The sequence below is a fragment of the Paenibacillus oryzae genome (genome assembly GCF_001675045.1).
GTDB lineage: Bacteria > Bacillota > Bacilli > Paenibacillales > Paenibacillaceae > Pristimantibacillus > Pristimantibacillus oryzae.
Genome location: NZ_LYPA01000072.1, coordinates 28,876 through 45,341, shown reverse-complemented (window position 1 = coordinate 45,341; position 16,466 = coordinate 28,876). Strand labels below are relative to the sequence as shown.

Below are 16,466 nucleotides of genomic sequence, written 5' to 3'. Positions count from 1 at the left end.
CAAGTCCGATGGATGAAGGGATGACAGAGATGACGGAATGGAAGCAGGAGGCATGGGACGCCGTTGTGCGCAAGGTGTCTCGCATCAGCAAAGAAATTGGTAACCGCTTTCCTCACGCTAGCTTAAATGGCACATATACACTTGAAGCTCCACATTGGTGGACTGCCGGCTTCTGGCCGGGGCTGTTATGGCTGGTTTACCGGGATACATGCGACGAGTCGTTAAAGCATATAGCCGAAAGCTGCGAAAGCCAGCTCGATGAGGTGTTGACCGGATTTGACCGGCTGGACCATGATCTGGGCTTTATGTGGCAGTTGACCAGCGTTGCGCGGTTCAAGCTGACTGGAGAATCAGCCTCAAGGAGGCGCGCTTTACTGGCTGCAAGCGTCCTTGCGGGCCGATTTAACGTCCAGGGGCGCTACATCAGAGCCTGGAACCCATGGAAGCCGGGAGAAAACAATGCGGGCTGGGCGATTATCGACTGCATGATGAATCTTCCATTGCTTTATTGGGCGTCCAGAGAAACGGGCGACCCCCGATTCCGGCATGTTGCCGCACAGCATGCGGATACCGTGCTGAAGCATTTCATTGACCCGGACGGCTCGGTTCGTCATATCGTTATTTTTGATCCCGAAAGCGGGGAGAAAATTGGCGTCAACGGCGGACAGGGCTATTCGGAGACTTCCGCCTGGTCCAGAGGCGCAGCCTGGGGCATTTATGGCATGTCGCTGAGCTATCAGTATACAGGTGATAAACGCTTCCTCTATGCAGCGCAGCAAATTGCTAACTATTTTATCGCTAATTTGCCTGCTGACAAGGTACCGGTCTGGGATTTCCGCTTACCGGCCGGCGTGCCGCGCCATCTCGATTCATCGGCAGGAGCTTGCGCCGCTTGCGGGCTGCTGCTGCTGGCAGACCTGGTGGCGGAGGAGCAAGGCGTTCTTTACCGCGATGCGGCAGAAGGCATATTGTATGGTCTGTATACTACCTGCGGAGCTTGGGATAACGAAAACGAGCAAGGGTTGATTTTGCACGGGACAAGCCATTATCCCGAGGGCAGAAATATCGATGTGCCGCTTATTTATGGCGATTACTTTTTTGCGGAGGGCATTTCGCGGCTGCAGGGCCATAACGAATTGTTCTGGTAGGGAGGAAACGATATGGAAACGGCATTCAAGCGACAACCCATTTCTTATAATCCGCTGGAAACAAAACAGGATCTGCAGCTTGCGCTGGAGCAGCTGTGCCAGCCGCTTGCGGAATTTTATAGCGAGGGCAAAGCAAGGCTTCAGCTTGGCGTGACCGGTACGGGGTATTCGGAAGCCAAAGCAGGCGTGGAGGGCTTCTCCCGCGTGTTGTGGGGCTTGATTCCTCTTGCAGCGGGCGGCGGCGACAGCCCGCATTGGGACATTGTACGTGAGGGCGTCATTAACGGAACAAACCCGGATCACCCGGAATATTGGGGAGAGGTCGGCAACTATGACCAGCTGCTGGTGGAAATGGCGGCTTTTGGCCTGGGACTGGCACTTGTGCCGGAGAAGCTGTGGGAGCCGTTAAACGAAGCAGAGCGGGAAAGGCTCTACAACTGGCTTAATCAGATAAGCAGCAGGGAGCTGTACGACTGCAACTGGCTGTTCTTTCATGTGCTGGTATGCCTCGGTTTCCGTCGAATAGGCAAGCCTTATGACAAAGAGCGGATGGAAAAGCAGCTGACCCGGATTGAGGAATTTTATTTGGGCGAAGGCTGGTACGCAGACGGCGTCGGGGCCCATTGCGACTATTACGGCCCTTTTGCTATTCATTACTATAGTTTGCTTTATGCGAAGCTGATGGAGGATGAGGATCCCCGGCGCGCTGCTTTGTTCAAGGAGCGTGCATCGCTGTTCGCCAAATCCTTTATTTATTGGTTTGCGGAGGATGGCGACGCCTTGCCTTATGGCCGAAGCCTTGCCTACCGCTTTTCCCAAGCGGCGTTTTGGGGGGCTCTTGCCTACTCCGGGGTAGAGACATTTTCGCCTGGCGTCCTTAAAGGCATCATGCTTCGCCATTTGCGCTGGTGGTTCAAGCAGCCGATCTTTTTGTCCGACGGCACGTTAAGCATCGGTTATGCCTATCCCAATCTGATTATGAGCGAAAACTACAATTCGCCGGGTTCGCCTTATTGGGCGCTTAAAGCCTTCCTGCCGCTTGCCTTTGGGGAGGATCATCCTTTCTGGAGCGCGGAGGAACTTCCGCTGCCTCCGCTGGAGCGGCATTTTGTTCAGGCAGAACCAAGAATAGTGATAACGAGACAGCCGGAGCGCAGTCATCTTTTGGCCTTTAACGCCGGGTGTACAGCAACAAATTTCCATACGCATACGTCGGCCAAATATGAAAAGTTCGTTTATTCCAACCGCTTTGGCTTTAGCGTGCCGCGCGCGGAATGGGGACTTGGACAATCCGCCCCTGACTCTATGCTGGCGCTGAGCGAAGGGGACAATCTGTACCGTGTAAAACGGACTATCGAGGAATACAGCATAAACGGTACTATCATTTTTATGAAATGGAAGCTTTGGCAGGATGTCGAGGTGTCCACCTGGCTGCTGGCAGGAGCGCCTTGGCATGTCCGCGTGCATCGCATTGAATCGGCTCGAAGGCTGGATGCCGCGGATGGCGGATTTGCACTTGGCATCGGGGATGCGTCATTGCAGGAGAAACGCGGGGACAAGGAGGTTTTTGCCGGCTCGGAGCATGGGGTAGTTGGCGCAAAGGCATTGCTTGGATGGGGAGCGGGCGAAATCAATTATGTAAGCGCCAATACAAATGTGCTGCATCCTCGCACCGTTATTCCATTTTTGACGGCCAGCCTTGAGCCGGGCGTAAGCTGGCTGGTCTCGGCTTTCTATGGGCAACCATCTATAGCAACGAAGCAGATAGCGCTTGAGCAGGGCGCTGGAGCTTTTGGGGGAAACATCTCCGAGTTATGGGATAAGGCGCCTGACGCAACCGTGGATAGTGGAACCATAACGATTTTGGTGCCAGGCGAATCTGAAAATCAAGGATTTGAGATTAAAATGTAGGGTTTCTTAAGTGCACTGCGAACGATAAAAAGCAAAGATGCTGCTGGAAGGAGACATTACCGTGTCCGCACCAGCAGCATCTTTGCATTCTATTCCAAAACAACAACCTCGCCGGGCTTCAGCCCTTCCAAAACCTCGGTTTTATCGTCTACCTCAAGCCCGGTTTTAATGTCCTGACGGATGGTCTCGCCATTGCCTTTATCCAGCGTTACATAGGCGTTGCTGCCGTCGCGCAAAATGGCGAGCGTAGGAACGACGGTTGCATTTTCTTTGCGCTGAGTTTCGATCTGGCCCTCCAGCGTTAACCCGCCAATCAGCAGCTTGTCGGCTTGCAGGCTGACAACAATATCGAATTGGGAAGGCTGCGAGGCATCGCTGCTGGAGGTCGCGCTTGGAAAACGGGAAACGATTGTAATTTTCCCTGTGAACTTCTGCTCCTTATTACTCTGCAATTGAACCTGGACAGGCATGCCCGGTTTGATTTGATTAATAAATTGCTCGGAGACGACGCTTTTGAATTGAATCAGCTCGGTGTTGATAATTTTGCCGATCAGCTGCCCCTCTGACAGCATTTGAGATTTGGTCTCCTGATCCCCGTAGACGAATACTCCTGAAACTGGAGCTTTAACGGCTGCTGCTGCAAGAGCTGATTTTTTTTGAGCCAGCTCGGATTCCTTGATGGATAACGATTCCTTGCCCAGTTCATAGGCCAGCCGTTTGTTTTCCCGATCCAGAGCTGCCGTTTTCCGCGCATCCTCCGTATCCCCGATCGATTCACTATTTGGCAGCTGCCGGGCCAATTCCTGCTGCTTAATTTCCAGCCTTGACTTTCGAATATCGGACTCCATACTTTTGATTTCTGATTGCAGCGTTTTGGTTTCCAGAGACAGCAGCAGCTCTCCCTTTTTGACGGCGTCGCCGTTTTTTTTGCTCCAGTTGGAAACTTTGCCTCCTATAGGGGCATAAACCTCCGTTTGCTCAGTATAAGCCGATTTTCCTTTTACCTGGATGGTTTGGCTTATTGTTTCCTGTGTCACCTCAAAGGTGATGGGAGGCTGGGGCTCCACAACCGGAGCGGGCTCGGGCTTGAGCTTGGCGTAGGCCCAATAGCCGCCACCCGCCAGCAGAAGTAGTGCAATTATTATTTTTATCCATTTTGCCATATGTAGTTGCCCCTTTATTTTTCTGTTGCTAGGGCGTTTTCAGACACGCCCTAATGAACTAGCCATTTTTAATTACCTCAAGCGCATTTGTCCGGGAAGCGCTGATTGCAGGGTAAATACCTGATACAACACCTGTAATTAAGGCAAAAATAACTCCGGCAAGAAGCGCCAGCGGCGGTATTTCAATGCTCTGCGGCCCAATAGTAAGCAGTCCCTTTGCTATCGCATTGTTGGCGCCCCACAGTATGAGCGTAGAAACAAGCAGCCCGGTTGCGCCACCCATTAAGCCGAGTACTGCGGCTTCCGTCATAAACAGCTGTCGGATTTGCCATAGATTGGCCCCCAATATTTTCATAACGCCGATTTGTCTGCGCCGTTGATGGGTAGACATGGTCATGGCGACAAAAATGGAGAGTGACGCCAGCATGAGAATAAAGGTGCCGATGCCAAGCGCTATTTTTCGGTATTGGTCAAATTTCTGCTTAATCATTTCCTCCTGATACAAATTGCTTTGCGTTGTCAAAAACAGCTTTTTTACCTGTTCCTCGACCTGCGGCACATATTTCTTGTCATCGACGCGCACCGTGACGGAGTCGAATTTGACAAGAGAGCCGGATTGGCCAAGTCCAAGCTGGCTTTGCAGCATGCGCGCGGTGTCCATGGAAACGTATATTGTTTTTTCGTAGATGGCATATTCCTCGCTGGAGCCGCTTTTGACCTTCAACTGGCCGCTGATGCGCAGCGGCGTACTCACCTTGTAGGTTGATGGGCTTGTCCCTGTAGCCGCATTGCCCGTACGAAAGTTTACTTGCTTCTGAAACAAGTCGGCAGGCTCCTTGTTTAACTGATCGTATTCCAGAAAGAGTTCGTCGTTATAGGGCTCCTTCTCCAGCTTTTCAAATAAATTCTTCATAACCTGGGCGTCTATCATGCCGAAGGTGGCGCCGTAGTTGGCAACAACTGCCCCCAGCACCGTGGACGCGCCCCCCTGAGCGAATCGAAAACCAAACTCTGGCAGCGCGGAGAGGTCAGTGCCGATTACTTCGACATTGGATATTCTTCCGTCTGTTCCAATCATCTCTACATTACCAAGACGCAGGGTTGGAAACACGGCTTTAACATGGGCTAGGCGTTTGATCACATCGAGCTTTTGCATCGTAAGGGCTCCGCGATCAAAGCCCTTGCCGTTTTGCGATGCTTGTTGACCGCTGCCCCCAATGCTATTGGGTTGAATGGTGATTTCATCCATTTTGTATTCGTTGTTTAATTGCTGCTGGCTGTAATCTTGCGCCGAGGTTGAAATGCTGATTGCCATAATAATGGCGGCACAGCCGACCGACAGGCCGATCATACATAGCAGCGTTACTATTTTTCTCCTGATGATTTGGCCCCAGGACATCTTTAACAAATCAAATATTCTCAAGCTGAAGCCCTCCTCGATCTTTCCACCCAACTCTGTTTTCTCTGTATCAAATTAAAACCCCGTCCTTCAGCGTAATAATTCGTCCCATTTGTTCGGCCACCTCGGCTTCATGCGTGACTATAACGAAGGTTGTATCCAGCTCGGCGTTTAAGCGCTGAAGGATAGACAGGATTTCCTCCTCTGTCCGGGTATCCAGATTCCCCGTAGGCTCGTCGGCAAAAATAACGTATGGCTCCGATATGAGCGAGCGGGCGATGCTGACCCGCTGCTGCTGACCGCCGGAAAGCTGAGATGGAAACAAATCGGTTTTGTCGGATAAACCAACCTGTTCCAGCAAGGACAGCGCCTTTTTTTTGCGCTTTGAAGGAGACAGAGTATGAAAGACGAGCGGAAGCTCTACATTTTCCACAACCGTCAAGCTTGGTATAAGCTCGTAGGATTGAAAAATAAAGCCGATATGCTTGCGGCGGTATTCGGCAAGCCTGTTTTCATTAAGCAACACGATATCCTTGTCTCCGATAAAGATGCGCCCCGAGCTAGGCTTCATAAAACCGGCCATCAAATTAAGCAGCGTTGATTTGCCGGAGCCCGAGCTTCCTAGCAGTGCTACCATTTCGCCTTTTTCGATAAATAGATTAATATCATGCAGCACCTTGACGCTTTCGCTGGCATTGTGAAACGAATGGGATAATTGTTCGACCCGAAGCATAGATGGTTTTCCCCTTTCCTGTTGGATCAACTACCGCTATTGTACGGAAAACTTGTATACATGCTAATCACACTTGTATCCAATTTGTAACAAGTTGAAAAAAGAGGGCTGTAAGCTTCCTCGGAGAGGATATTTTTTTGCGCTATATACATTTCATATGCTTGTTTGTCGATATTTTATATGTTACTAAAAGTTCAGGCATAGGCTGAGGAGATGGATTATGAAAAGTGTGTGGGCGAAAACAGTTGGAAAAATGAAGTTGTCGATTCGCAGTAAATTATTGATTGGATTTTTAGCGGTTGTGGCGTTGCTGGCGATCGTCAGCCTTTATGCACTAAACCAGATTCAAGGCATGTCCTCAAAATCGAAAGAAATTGATTCGGCATGGATGCCTTCAGTTACGCTGCTTGGAATTATGAATGGGGATGTATCGGACGTTGAACGTCTTGCTTTAACCATTATCGTAGAGGAAAATGCTCAAGAACTGGAAAAGATGAAGGGTGCTTTGGATCAGTTGCTTGCCAAGATCGAAACAGAGCGAGAGCAATTGATAAAGCTTGTTCAAGATAATAATGAGGAAGGAAGTGAAATTTCCTTATTACTTGAGGAATTCAATGACAACTACGATAAATATCTGGACAAAATACCAAACTTCATCCAGGAGGGGTTGAATAATAATTATGCCGAAGCGAGCAGGCTGCATGCCGAGGCTTACCCGCTGTGGTACACAGCAAATGATAATATTACCAAAATGATTATGATTTCCAATGAAGGTGCCGGAATGGCAAGCAGCAGCTCACTTGATCTGGCTCAGCAATCATATACCATCATTTTGACGCTAACGATTATTGCGGCTGTCATTGCGCTCCTGATTGCCATCGGCATATCCATTATGATTTCCAGACCGGTTCAAAAAGTCAATCAGGCAGCGATTCGCATTGCCGAAGGCGATCTGACCGGGGAACCGATCGTATTGTTAAACAAGGATGAATTGGGATCGCTGGCGGCCTCCTTCAATACGATGGCTGCAAATCTTCGCGGAATGATTGAATCGGTTGGAGCGACCTCCGAGCTGGTGGCAGCTTCTTCTGAGGAGCTGCAGGCAAGCGCGGAACAAAATACAAAGGCGGCCGAGCAAATATCCGTGACGGTGGATGAACTGGAGACAGGGACCACTGAACAGTTGAATATAGTGAAGCGCTCTTCCCAGGCGATGGGCGAGATGGCTATTGGCACGGAGCAGATCGCGGAGCTGGCACAGAGTGTATCGGTAACCGCTATTGATGCAGCGAATCAATCCGCGGAAGGAAACAAAATCATTCAGGGAGCGGTAGAGCAAATGGGCTCTGTTCGCCAGTCCATGATATCGTTGTCGGAATTGATGACTGCTTTGGGGGAACGTTCCTCCGAGATCGGCGCCTTCACGGCGGTCATTAACAACATCGCCGGGCAAACTAATCTGCTGGCTTTGAATGCGGCGATTGAAGCAGCCAGGGCGGGGGAGCATGGCAGAGGATTTTCCGTCGTTGCCGGAGAAGTCCGGAAGCTGGCAGAGGAATCGTCGGCTTCAGCGCAGCAAATTGCAAGCCTGGTGCAGCTGATCCAGCAGGATACCCGGCATGCGGTTAAAGCGGTTCAAGTCAATAGTGAAGAAACGCAAAGCGGCATGGAAATTGTGACAGAAGCCGGCCGGGCATTTGAAAAAATCTCGAATGCGATTAACAAGGTGGCTGGAGAGATTCAGGAAGTATCTGCGGGCGCGGAGCAGATGGCGGCAAGCAGCGATGAGGTTGTTAAATTTATGAAGGAAGTTTCGGATATAGCTGAAAAAGCTTCCGGCGGCGCGCAAAACGTATCGGCTGCAACCGAGCAGCAGCTTGCCTCGATGGAAGAAATTGCTGCATCCGCCGCTTCTCTCTCCCAGATGGCCGAGCAGCTGCAGGGGCAGGTCAATAAGTTTAAAATCTAGGTTCATGATATAGAATAATGCTGTTTCCATCCGCTAGAAGTTCTTGTTATGAAATTGCCGCACAGCAAAAAGACCGCCTTACAGGCGGTCTTTTTGCTGTCTGGAAGCTGCCGAATGAAAGTAAACATTTAACGGATTAAGAAGCAGCTCTCATTACCAGGCATTCAGCGTAAACCGATACAATTCACTTTTTTCCATGTCCCCACCGGTCAGGAACAAATCGTTGCCAAGCCATTTCATTAGCTGCAAGTTATCAATGTTGCGGTAAATGACGGTATCTGAGAGCAGCTTTCCGTTTTCTAATAGAGCAACATGAAGCTCGTTGTTTTGGTTATCCTGAACGGAGAAGTAGGCGAGACGCGTCAAATCATCATCCAATACCATATTCCAGATGGGACCTTCAGCTAGCAAGGTAAAGCTTTTTGCTGGTGAATCGTACATGTAAATGCCGGCTTTTCCATCCACTGTTCCCTGAATGATAAACTTTCCATTGCTTATCTCTACAAATTGCTGAATATCCTCAGCGGTGACTATCTCAACAATATCCTCCCGCTTTTGTAGCCCAAAGCGGTAAAGACCGTACCCCTCTTTAATTTGAGCTAGAAAATAGATGCTCTGCTTATCTGAGCTGAGCTGATAAAAGCTGAAAAAAATAACGTCGCTGGTTTGCTCGGCCCCGCTTGCTTTAGCAATCAGCTCCGTCATTTCGTCGTAGCTGTACAGAGTTTGTTGACTGCCATCATGGGATACGATCAGATTCAAATGCTCGCTGTCCAATCCGACGAAGGAGTGATCATCGATAAAGGATACCAAGATGAGGGTGCTTCCATTGAAAGGGGCTTCTTCCCCTGTATCCAGCTGGTAGGCGTGCATTGTCATCTCATTCCAGCTGCTTCCGAATTTCCCGTAAATCAATTGCTGCTTGTCCGGGGAAAGGGTAATACCGTATTCCACATTGGATGCAATGTCTTGCAGCTCTTTTTCATCAATAGAGAGCAGTGACAGCTTGAGGCCGCTAAACGAAGCATCGGGGCGATTGATTAAAAGCTTGTTGCGGTCAACGGCCAAAAGGTTATAGATAGGATACTCAAAGGACTGACGGAAAACGGACTCGATCTTGAAGGTCGTTCCGGGTATTTCCGCAAGGGAATTAGGTGTTTGTCCGGTCGGAAGCGTTACCGTACGGTAATCGGAGGACCTGCCCAGCTCATATAATGCGCTGATGCCATAAATACCGGCGATAAACAGCAGAAGCAAACCCGCAAGCAGCAGATGGCTCCTCCAGGCGGCTCCGTTATTGCCTTTACTTGGATTATTCATATAGTTCTCTCCGCCTCCGGCAGGTAAATCGTCACTTCAGTACCTTCGTGCAGCTTGCTGCTCATATCAATACTGCCCCCATGGTCCTGCAGAATCGTTCTGACAATGGATAATCCCAAGCCAGCGCTGCCCCTCTCGCGGCTCACCGGCCCGCCAGCGCGGTAAAAAGGCTCGAACACCTGCCGCAAAGCCTCCTCCGACAAGCCGTCTCCACGGTCTCTGACCGACATTTGGATCATAGCTTGCCGGCGTTTAGCGCCCACGCTGATTATGGAATTCACATGGCCGTATTTGATCGAGTTGTCAATGACGTTCAGGAAGACCTCCTTCAGCTTTTCGCGATCGCCGTGAGCAAGCAGATGCTCTTCCAGCTCGCTATGAATGGTAATATTGTATTTTTCGGCTTTAATTCTCATATCCTCGCATGACTCCCGAATAAGGGTGGTGATATCGACTGTGGCAAACCTGTAGGCATAATTGGATGCCGATACGACGGAATAATCCAGTATATCAACAACCATCCGGTTGAGCCGCCCGCTTTCATTAATAATATAGTCCAGTCCCTTGTCAAAATAAGCCTTGTCTGTAAAGCCGTTATCCTTCAAAATTTGTGCATAGCCAACTATGGTGGTCAACGGCGTTTTAAGCTCATGCGTAACATTGTCAAAAAAGGTTTTGCTCCTCGCCTGAACCTGCTTAACCTCGTCCCGCTCCTGCTGGATCACGTCGATTTGCTCCTTTATCCGGTTAACCATAACGCTAAAGCTGGCAGCCAGCTCGCCAATTTCATCCCTTGTAGCAATTTCAATGCGAGCGTCCAGCTTGCCTTGCGCAACCTCGGCCGACCGGCGGGTCAGCTGCCGAACGGGATTGGTTATTTTATTGGAGATTAGCACCGATGCGATAAAAATAAAAATAAAAATGATGATAGCAAAAAGCTTCAGCGTCTCCTGAAGCTGCAGGTTGCGCTGGTAAAGCTCGCTGTAGTCCCGCTGATAACGCAAAATACCAATGGTTACTTCGTTCGACATGATCGGAAATGCTAAGCTGGCGGTCGCCGTTTTGTTGTTCAGCTTGGTGGTGTAGGCAATTTCCTGCCGGGCTGCCGCTAATAAATCCGGCGCGCCGCCGGCCTGCTGCATATCGTCCCCAACGGAAAAAGGCTTGGCATCCGGCCTGAAGATCATAACGCTGCCGCCGATGGAGGAGCCGATTTCCTTCGCTAGGCCAAGACGTTCCGAAGCAAGCGAAGCGCTGTTGATCCGTTTTTGCCGCAACAGAAAATATTGGTTGACTGCAATATCCAGGTTGGATTTGACGTCTACCATATCGTCATGAATAATCCGATACATATTTTGCTCCGTTACACGATAGGAAATAATCAGCATGGCCGAAAAGCCGATAAACGAAATAAGGGCAAATAACGCTACCATTTTTAGCTGGATCGTCCATCTCATGGCGACACCTGGGCATCCAGTTTGTAGCCGACGCCAAATACGGTTTCGATAACGGAAGCGCCTTGCGCGTTATCCAGCTTTTTGCGAATACGCTGTACATGGATATCGACGGTACGGGTATCGCCGGCAAAATCAAAGCCCCATACTTTGTCCAGAAGCTCTGTTCGCGTAAAAACGCGGCGGTGATGGCTGGCAAGAAACAGCAGCAAATCGTATTCCTTGTTGGTCAGGCCGGTACGCTGGCCGTTATTTAATACCTCGCGCTCCGACTTGCGGATTTCAATGCGGCTGTCGAGCGTAATTACGTCAAAGGATTGATTTTCCAGACTTTCGCTAATTTGTTCGATTCGGCGGAAAATCGCCCGGACGCGGGCAACGACCTCCCGTATATCAAACGGCTTCGTAATATAATCGTCGGCTCCAAGCTCCATGCCCAGCACCTTGTCCATCATATCCGATTTTGCTGTAATCATAATAACGGGTATTTTGAGATTTGCCGACAGCTTGCGGCATAGATCGAAGCCGCTCATATCGGGAAGCATCAAATCAAGCAGTACTAACTCAGGCTTGCTTCGGTTCAGTTCGGCCAAACCGTCTTGTCCCGTCGTCGCCTCCACAACGGCAAAACCTTCCTTGCGCAGAGCATAGGATAAAATATCGCGTATGGCCCCTTCGTCTTCGACTATCAAAATTTTCTTCTGCTTCATTCCTATTAATTCTCCTCGCGATGTGTCGGCTTTATCTAGCAGATGTTACAAATCGGATACAAACTTGGCGCGATTTGAAACATAAATGATTTAAACTGGCTCTGATAGAAAGGAGCCTGTATGTAAAATGATGAACGAATGCCAATTTCAACAAGCCTATCTTAACTATAAAGCAGATATTACGAGATATCTAGAGCGATTGATGGGTAATCGTGAGGATGCCGAGGATTTGACACAGGAATGCTTTATCAGGCTCATAAATGTGCAGTCCGAGGTTTCAATGGACAAGCTGGGCAGCTATTTGCGCAAGACGGCCCGCAACCTAGCCATTGATATCTTTCGCAAACGGGGCCGGTCTAGCAAGCAGATTTGGCGGGCGGAATTAGCCAGCAATCATTATGATACATCGGAGATGGAAATACAGGAGAGTATTGAGGAGATCGTATCGCCGGTCAAAAACGGCGAGCATCGCAAAATATTAGAGCTTCGCCTGCTGCACGGCTATACCACAAGAGAAACAGCGGAGCTTGTGAATAAAAGTGAAGGTATGATTAGAAGCTCACTGTTTCATGCCGTAAAAAGAATCCGCCAAACGCGGGTCATCTCTTGACATATAAAAAAGCCGATCACCCCAGCAAAGCAAGGGTAATCAGCCAAGGCGCAAGGCAGAGCGTAATAAACGCTGTCAGCAGCATCGCAATGCCGGATACAGTTCCCGAAATTTGACCAAACTCAAAGGCTTTGGCGGTGCCGGCCGCATGCGCGCCTGTTCCGAACAAGACGCCCCGGGCAATCTCGGTTTCAATTCGGAACCATTTGATAACGATTGGGCCCAGCAGCATGCCAAGCAACCCTGTAATAAGAACGAATACGGCCGTTAAATTGGGAATTCCGCCGATAAAGCCGGAGATCGCCACCGCAATCGGCGTTGTAGTGGAGCGCGGCAGCAGGCTTTCCGTTACGGCCGGGCTCAGATGCGCTATTTTGGCTAACAGGGCGGAGGAAATAACGGCAATCGCTGCACCGGCTGCTGTGCTGGTTACAATGATAGCGGCATTACGTTTGAGCATCTCCCAATGCCTGTAGAGCGGCACCGCTAGCGCAACGGTGGCGGGGCCGATCATAGCGCTTAGCCACCCCGCCCCTGCGTTGTAATCCTCATATGGCACGCGAAGGAGCAGCAGCACAAGAATGAGAAAAATCGGCGCTACCAGCAAAGGGGCGGTGTAAATAGCCGGCTTCCGGCGATGAAGCCATTTGGATGCCAGATAAACGGTCAGTGTGCCGCAGAAGCACAAAAATGGAATCACAAGCTGGCACTCTCCTTGCTTCGCGCCATGCGTTCGGCGATTCTGCCCGCCACCGCCATAACCAGCACTGTGCTGCATATAATAACAAGCAGAATGCGTAAGCCCTCATGAGCCATTAATGGTCCGTAAGACAAAACGCCAACGGCGGAAGGCACAAAAAACAACAGCATCTCCGCGATTAGCCAGGAAGCTCCGGCATCCAGCCATTTCAGCTTGACGATGCCCGTCTTCAGCAATATAAACAATACGGCTATACCTAGAATCCCGCCGGGAATCGGCAGTGAAAGCCAGGCAACAAGCGCGTTCATGGCAGTTGATATAAGGGTGAACAGCAAAACCTGCAAAATGATTTTAACCCAAACGGGCATGACGCACACACTCCTTCTTCTGGGCTCAAGTTTACATCAGTCTTTTTCATAGGTAAAATGAATTGTATGCATCAAAATCATGCCATTTGTCTATGAGAGAGGGCTAAAGGAAGACATGGATATCCGACAGCTTCAATATTTGCTGCAAATCGTACGCTCCCAGAGCTTTACTAAAGCTGCGGAGCGTCTTCACATTACCCAGCCAACGATCAGCAAAGCGGTAAAAAATTTAGAGGATGAGCTAGGCGTGCAGCTGTTTATCCGGTCGGGCCGGGACATTACGCTTACCGATGCAGGGAAAGTAATCGCGCAAGGCGCGGGCAAAATCGTGGACCAGATGGAGGAAATCCAAAACGGGCTGGCGGAGCTAACCAGCTTGCAGAAGGGAAGCATTAGTCTTGGCTTGCCGCCTATGGTTGGGTCTTCCTTTTTTCCGTCGGTTATTCGGCGTTTCCGCGAGCTTCATCCCGGCATTTCGATCAGCATACTGGAGGATGGCAGCAAAAAAATACAAGCTGCCGTTGCGGCAGGGGAGCTGGATATGGGTGTCGTGCTGCTCTCCTCTCCGGAGGATACGTTTGCTTCTTTTCCCGTTGTGGAGGAAAGGCTGCAGGTTGTATTGCCGGCAGGGCATGCTCTGGCGGAAAGTGACGGAGTCAGCCTTTCCGAGCTGGCGGCGGAATCCTTTATTATGTTTCGACAGGATTTCACTCTGCATGATGTCATGCTGGAGGCGTGCAGGGAAGCGGGTTTTCGGCCGGATATCGTTTGCGAAAGCTCGCAGTGGGATTTTATCGGCGGTATGGTAGCGGCCGGCTTGGGCATTGCCATGCTGCCGGAGACGATTTGCAAGCAGCTTGCTCCGGGCGCGGTCAGCATCGTGAAGCTGGTGGAGCCCCTGATTCCATGGCGGCTGGTCATGATATGGCACAAGGAAGGGTATCTTTCCTTTGCCGCTCGAAAATGGCTGTCCTTTGCAAACGAACAGCTATCAAATCCTATAAAATAGATATGAATTAATGGAATTTAGTGAATAGCTCTTGACAAGAGATCTTGATCCACTTATGATATGAAAATAACATTGCTACTTACTTTTTTAATGTGTGTGACAATCATCATAGTTTTGAAGCGTGACGAAGCATATAGTTGTCTTAAGTCATAAAAATAATTATTGTAAGCATACTGATCTTCGGGGCAGGTGAAATTCCTGACCGGCGGTAAAGCTGCGAAGCGAAGCCCGCGACTCCCTTAGCCAACAATGGCAGAGGGACTGACTTGGTGAGAATCCAAGGCCGACGGTAAAGTCCGGATGGGAGAAGATCGCCATTTTGAATATGCCTTTGGCATGTTTATTTGGCTAGCCCCGTTTCGCATATTTCATGCGATACGGGGCTTTTCTTGTATGATGAAAACCCCAGAAGGCAGAATGCGCGAAAGGGAGCATTCAACCATGAGCAACATGATGTCTTTACCCATTTTTAAAAACCAGGCCGTTAAACCCGCCTTTTGGTTTGTTGTATTAGGCTCTGCGCTATGGGGCGTCGATCCGTTATTCCGCATCCTTTTGCTGGAGCACCTTACTTCAACTCAAATTGCCCTTCTGGAGCATGTTATTCTGTTTTTGTTCATGGCTCCTGTTTTGTGGAAGCATCGGCAGCAATTAAGCAAGCTAAAGCTGCGTCATGTCGGCGCGCTGCTGTTTATTTCGTGGGGCGGCTCCGCATTGGCAACGGTAATGTTTACAAAAGGGCTGGAAACGGGGGATTTGAACTCTGTCCTGCTTCTGCAGAAGCTTCAGCCGCTATTCGCCATTCTGATGGCCAGATGGCTGCTTAAAGAAAAGCTGCCCAAATCGTTTGGCATGTTGTTTATCCTTGCTATCGCTGGCACCTACCTGCTGACCTTTGGCTTTAAGCTGCCTTTTACCAATATTAGCGAAATGCTTCAGGCTGGAAGCCTGATGTCGATCGGCGCTGCAGTACTTTGGGGCGGCTCGACCGTTATGGGACGATACATGCTTGGCGTCCTCAATTACGAAGCGGTGACTTCGCTACGATTCATTCTTGCGCTGCCCTTGCTGCTGGCTCTTGTTTTGGGAGAGCGCCAGATATGGTCGCTGCCGGGCGAAGCCGGAGCAATGGGACTGATTGGCCTTAACCTGCTGCTTCAGGCGCTTCTTCCGGGCTTGCTCAGCCTGCTGCTTTATTACAAAGGCTTAAGCGCCATCAAAGCTTCTTATGCAACGCTCGCTGAATTAAGCTTTCCGATGGTTGGCGTATTGATCAATTTTGCCGTGTTCCAGCAGGTGATTACGGTAACGCAAATTGTTGGTTTTGTTCTGATCTGGACAACGCTGCTTATTATTTCCAGACAGAAGGAACGGATTGTCCAGCCGGAGCGGGATATTCAACCGGAACGAAGCGCAGCCGCCGCAGCGGTTTAAGGGGCCACTCCTTGGCTGGCAGCAGCGTGTAAGCTGAATAAGGGGCCATTGCTTGGCTGGTAGCAGCGTGTAAGCTGAATAAGGGGCCATTGCTTGGCTGGCAGCAGTGTGTAAGCTGAATAAGCTTTTATCCCGTATGCCGGTCATTAATGTCCGTTAGCATCAGAAATAGCGGGATTAGCCATCAGCAACGGACGTCCGTGTCCTTTAGCGCTTCAAATTGACTCATTTGGGCGACAAAATGGGGTTTAACAGACACAAATGTCCTTTACAGAACCGCAATTCGTAAAAATCAGCTTCTAAAGGTCATAAATGTCCGCAGGATGAGTGCAGATCCGATTCTGCTTTCCAACGCTGAAGATGACCGTGCTAAACTGGTTGATCTTGCTGGCTGCTCTAATGCTGCTAATCAGATCGTTCCGGCTAGCTGTGCTAATGTAGCTAATCTTGCTATTCCGTCAACCTTGCTATTCCAGTTAACCTTGCTAATTTCACTAACCTCGCTAATCAGGCTGAAGCTAAGTTAAGAGCGCATGCC

General features: G+C 49.9%; 14 protein-coding genes and 1 riboswitch. Of the genes, 6 read left to right on the top strand and 8 right to left on the bottom strand.

Features of this window, described 5'->3' with window-relative positions:
• Nucleotides 1-20: 20 nt before the first annotated feature.
• Nucleotides 21-1,148, top strand: coding sequence for a glycoside hydrolase family 88 protein (locus tag A7K91_RS20760; RefSeq protein ID WP_068686318.1), 1,128 nt, complete (start codon nt 21-23; stop codon nt 1,146-1,148).
• Nucleotides 1,149-1,160: 12 nt separating this feature from the next.
• Nucleotides 1,161-3,059: a DUF2264 domain-containing protein gene (locus tag A7K91_RS20755; protein ID WP_068686316.1), complete on the top strand. Its 1,899-nt coding sequence runs from the start codon at nt 1,161-1,163 to the stop codon at nt 3,057-3,059.
• Between the two features lie 89 nt (nt 3,060-3,148).
• Here the strand turns inward: A7K91_RS20755 and A7K91_RS20750 are convergent, their stop codons facing one another.
• Genes A7K91_RS20750 through A7K91_RS20740 form a run of 3 tightly spaced genes read right to left on the bottom strand, consistent with a single transcriptional unit; the run spans nt 3,149 to nt 6,354 of the window.
• Complete coding sequence (locus tag A7K91_RS20750) at nt 3,149-4,222, bottom strand: efflux RND transporter periplasmic adaptor subunit (protein WP_068686314.1); 1,074 nt, start codon at nt 4,220-4,222, stop codon at nt 3,149-3,151.
• Between the two features lie 58 nt (nt 4,223-4,280).
• Nucleotides 4,281-5,645, bottom strand: coding sequence for an ABC transporter permease (locus A7K91_RS20745; protein ID WP_082967637.1), 1,365 nt, complete (start codon nt 5,643-5,645; stop codon nt 4,281-4,283).
• Nucleotides 5,646-5,691: 46 nt separating this feature from the next.
• A complete protein-coding gene (locus A7K91_RS20740) occupies nt 5,692-6,354 on the bottom strand; it encodes an ABC transporter ATP-binding protein (protein ID WP_068686312.1) in 663 nt (220 codons plus the stop codon).
• Between the two features lie 253 nt (nt 6,355-6,607).
• On the opposite strand from A7K91_RS20740, the gene A7K91_RS20735 reads away from it, so the two are divergent.
• The gene (locus tag A7K91_RS20735) at nt 6,608-8,323 is read left to right on the top strand and encodes a methyl-accepting chemotaxis protein (RefSeq protein WP_068686365.1); all 1,716 of its coding nucleotides are present in this window, start codon (nt 6,608-6,610) and stop codon (nt 8,321-8,323) included.
• A 153-nt stretch (nt 8,324-8,476) separates the two neighbouring features.
• On the opposite strand, the gene A7K91_RS20730 is transcribed toward A7K91_RS20735, so the two are convergent.
• Genes A7K91_RS20730 through A7K91_RS20720 form a run of 3 tightly spaced genes read right to left on the bottom strand, consistent with a single transcriptional unit; the run spans nt 8,477 to nt 11,807 of the window.
• Nucleotides 8,477-9,643 carry a hypothetical protein gene (locus A7K91_RS20730; protein WP_068686310.1) on the bottom strand — a complete coding sequence of 389 codons (1,167 nt, stop codon included), beginning with the start codon at nt 9,641-9,643 and terminating at the stop codon, nt 8,477-8,479.
• Nucleotides 9,640-11,100, bottom strand: coding sequence for a sensor histidine kinase (locus tag A7K91_RS20725; protein WP_068686308.1), 1,461 nt, complete (start codon nt 11,098-11,100; stop codon nt 9,640-9,642). Before A7K91_RS20725 ends, A7K91_RS20730 begins: the two co-directional genes overlap by 4 nt.
• Nucleotides 11,097-11,807 (bottom strand): response regulator transcription factor, encoded by a 711-nt coding sequence (locus A7K91_RS20720; protein ID WP_068686306.1) that lies wholly within the window; start codon nt 11,805-11,807, stop codon nt 11,097-11,099. The genes A7K91_RS20725 and A7K91_RS20720 overlap by 4 nt, the downstream gene beginning before the upstream one ends.
• A 127-nt stretch (nt 11,808-11,934) precedes the next feature.
• Between A7K91_RS20720 and A7K91_RS20715 the strand changes: the two genes are divergently transcribed.
• Complete coding sequence (locus tag A7K91_RS20715) at nt 11,935-12,417, top strand: RNA polymerase sigma factor (RefSeq protein ID WP_082967636.1); 483 nt, start codon at nt 11,935-11,937, stop codon at nt 12,415-12,417.
• Nucleotides 12,418-12,433: 16 nt separating this feature from the next.
• Here the strand turns inward: A7K91_RS20715 and A7K91_RS20710 are convergent, their stop codons facing one another.
• The gene (locus A7K91_RS20710; RefSeq protein ID WP_068686304.1) at nt 12,434-13,117 is read right to left on the bottom strand and encodes an LrgB family protein; all 684 of its coding nucleotides are present in this window, start codon (nt 13,115-13,117) and stop codon (nt 12,434-12,436) included.
• Nucleotides 13,114-13,485, bottom strand: a complete 372-nt coding sequence (locus tag A7K91_RS20705; protein WP_068686302.1) for a CidA/LrgA family protein — start codon at nt 13,483-13,485, stop codon at nt 13,114-13,116. The genes A7K91_RS20710 and A7K91_RS20705 overlap by 4 nt, the downstream gene beginning before the upstream one ends.
• 115 nt (nt 13,486-13,600) lie before the next feature.
• Here A7K91_RS20705 and A7K91_RS20700 point away from each other — a divergent pair, with 115 nt between their 5' ends.
• Nucleotides 13,601-14,494 (top strand): LysR family transcriptional regulator, encoded by an 894-nt coding sequence (locus A7K91_RS20700; RefSeq protein ID WP_068686300.1) that lies wholly within the window; start codon nt 13,601-13,603, stop codon nt 14,492-14,494.
• Nucleotides 14,495-14,666: 172 nt separating this feature from the next.
• A riboswitch (FMN riboswitch) is annotated at nt 14,667-14,810 on the top strand.
• A gap of 125 nt (nt 14,811-14,935) precedes the next feature.
• Nucleotides 14,936-15,928: a DMT family transporter gene (locus A7K91_RS20695; RefSeq protein WP_068686361.1), complete on the top strand. Its 993-nt coding sequence runs from the start codon at nt 14,936-14,938 to the stop codon at nt 15,926-15,928.
• Nucleotides 15,929-16,466: the final 538 nt, after the last annotated feature.

Excerpts from the sequence above, each read along its gene's own strand:
- A7K91_RS20715 (WP_082967636.1), top strand. The coding sequence starts at position 11,935 with ATGATGAACGAATGCCAATTTCAACAAGCCTATCTTAACTATAAAGCA.
- A7K91_RS20735 (WP_068686365.1), top strand. The coding sequence starts at position 6,608 with ATGAAGTTGTCGATTCGCAGTAAATTATTGATTGGATTTTTAGCGGTT.
- A7K91_RS20700 (WP_068686300.1), top strand. The coding sequence starts at position 13,601 with ATGGATATCCGACAGCTTCAATATTTGCTGCAAATCGTACGCTCCCAG.
- A7K91_RS20750 (WP_068686314.1), bottom strand. The coding sequence starts at position 4,222 with ATGGCAAAATGGATAAAAATAATAATTGCACTACTTCTGCTGGCGGGT.
- A7K91_RS20755 (WP_068686316.1), top strand. The coding sequence starts at position 1,161 with ATGGAAACGGCATTCAAGCGACAACCCATTTCTTATAATCCGCTGGAA.
- A7K91_RS20720 (WP_068686306.1), bottom strand. The coding sequence starts at position 11,807 with ATGAAGCAGAAGAAAATTTTGATAGTCGAAGACGAAGGGGCCATACGC.
- A7K91_RS20760 (WP_068686318.1), top strand. The coding sequence starts at position 21 with ATGACAGAGATGACGGAATGGAAGCAGGAGGCATGGGACGCCGTTGTG.
- A7K91_RS20705 (WP_068686302.1), bottom strand. The coding sequence starts at position 13,485 with ATGCCCGTTTGGGTTAAAATCATTTTGCAGGTTTTGCTGTTCACCCTT.
- A7K91_RS20725 (WP_068686308.1), bottom strand. The coding sequence starts at position 11,100 with ATGAGATGGACGATCCAGCTAAAAATGGTAGCGTTATTTGCCCTTATT.
- A7K91_RS20730 (WP_068686310.1), bottom strand. The coding sequence starts at position 9,643 with ATGAATAATCCAAGTAAAGGCAATAACGGAGCCGCCTGGAGGAGCCAT.
- A7K91_RS20740 (WP_068686312.1), bottom strand. The coding sequence starts at position 6,354 with ATGCTTCGGGTCGAACAATTATCCCATTCGTTTCACAATGCCAGCGAA.
- A7K91_RS20695 (WP_068686361.1), top strand. The coding sequence starts at position 14,936 with ATGAGCAACATGATGTCTTTACCCATTTTTAAAAACCAGGCCGTTAAA.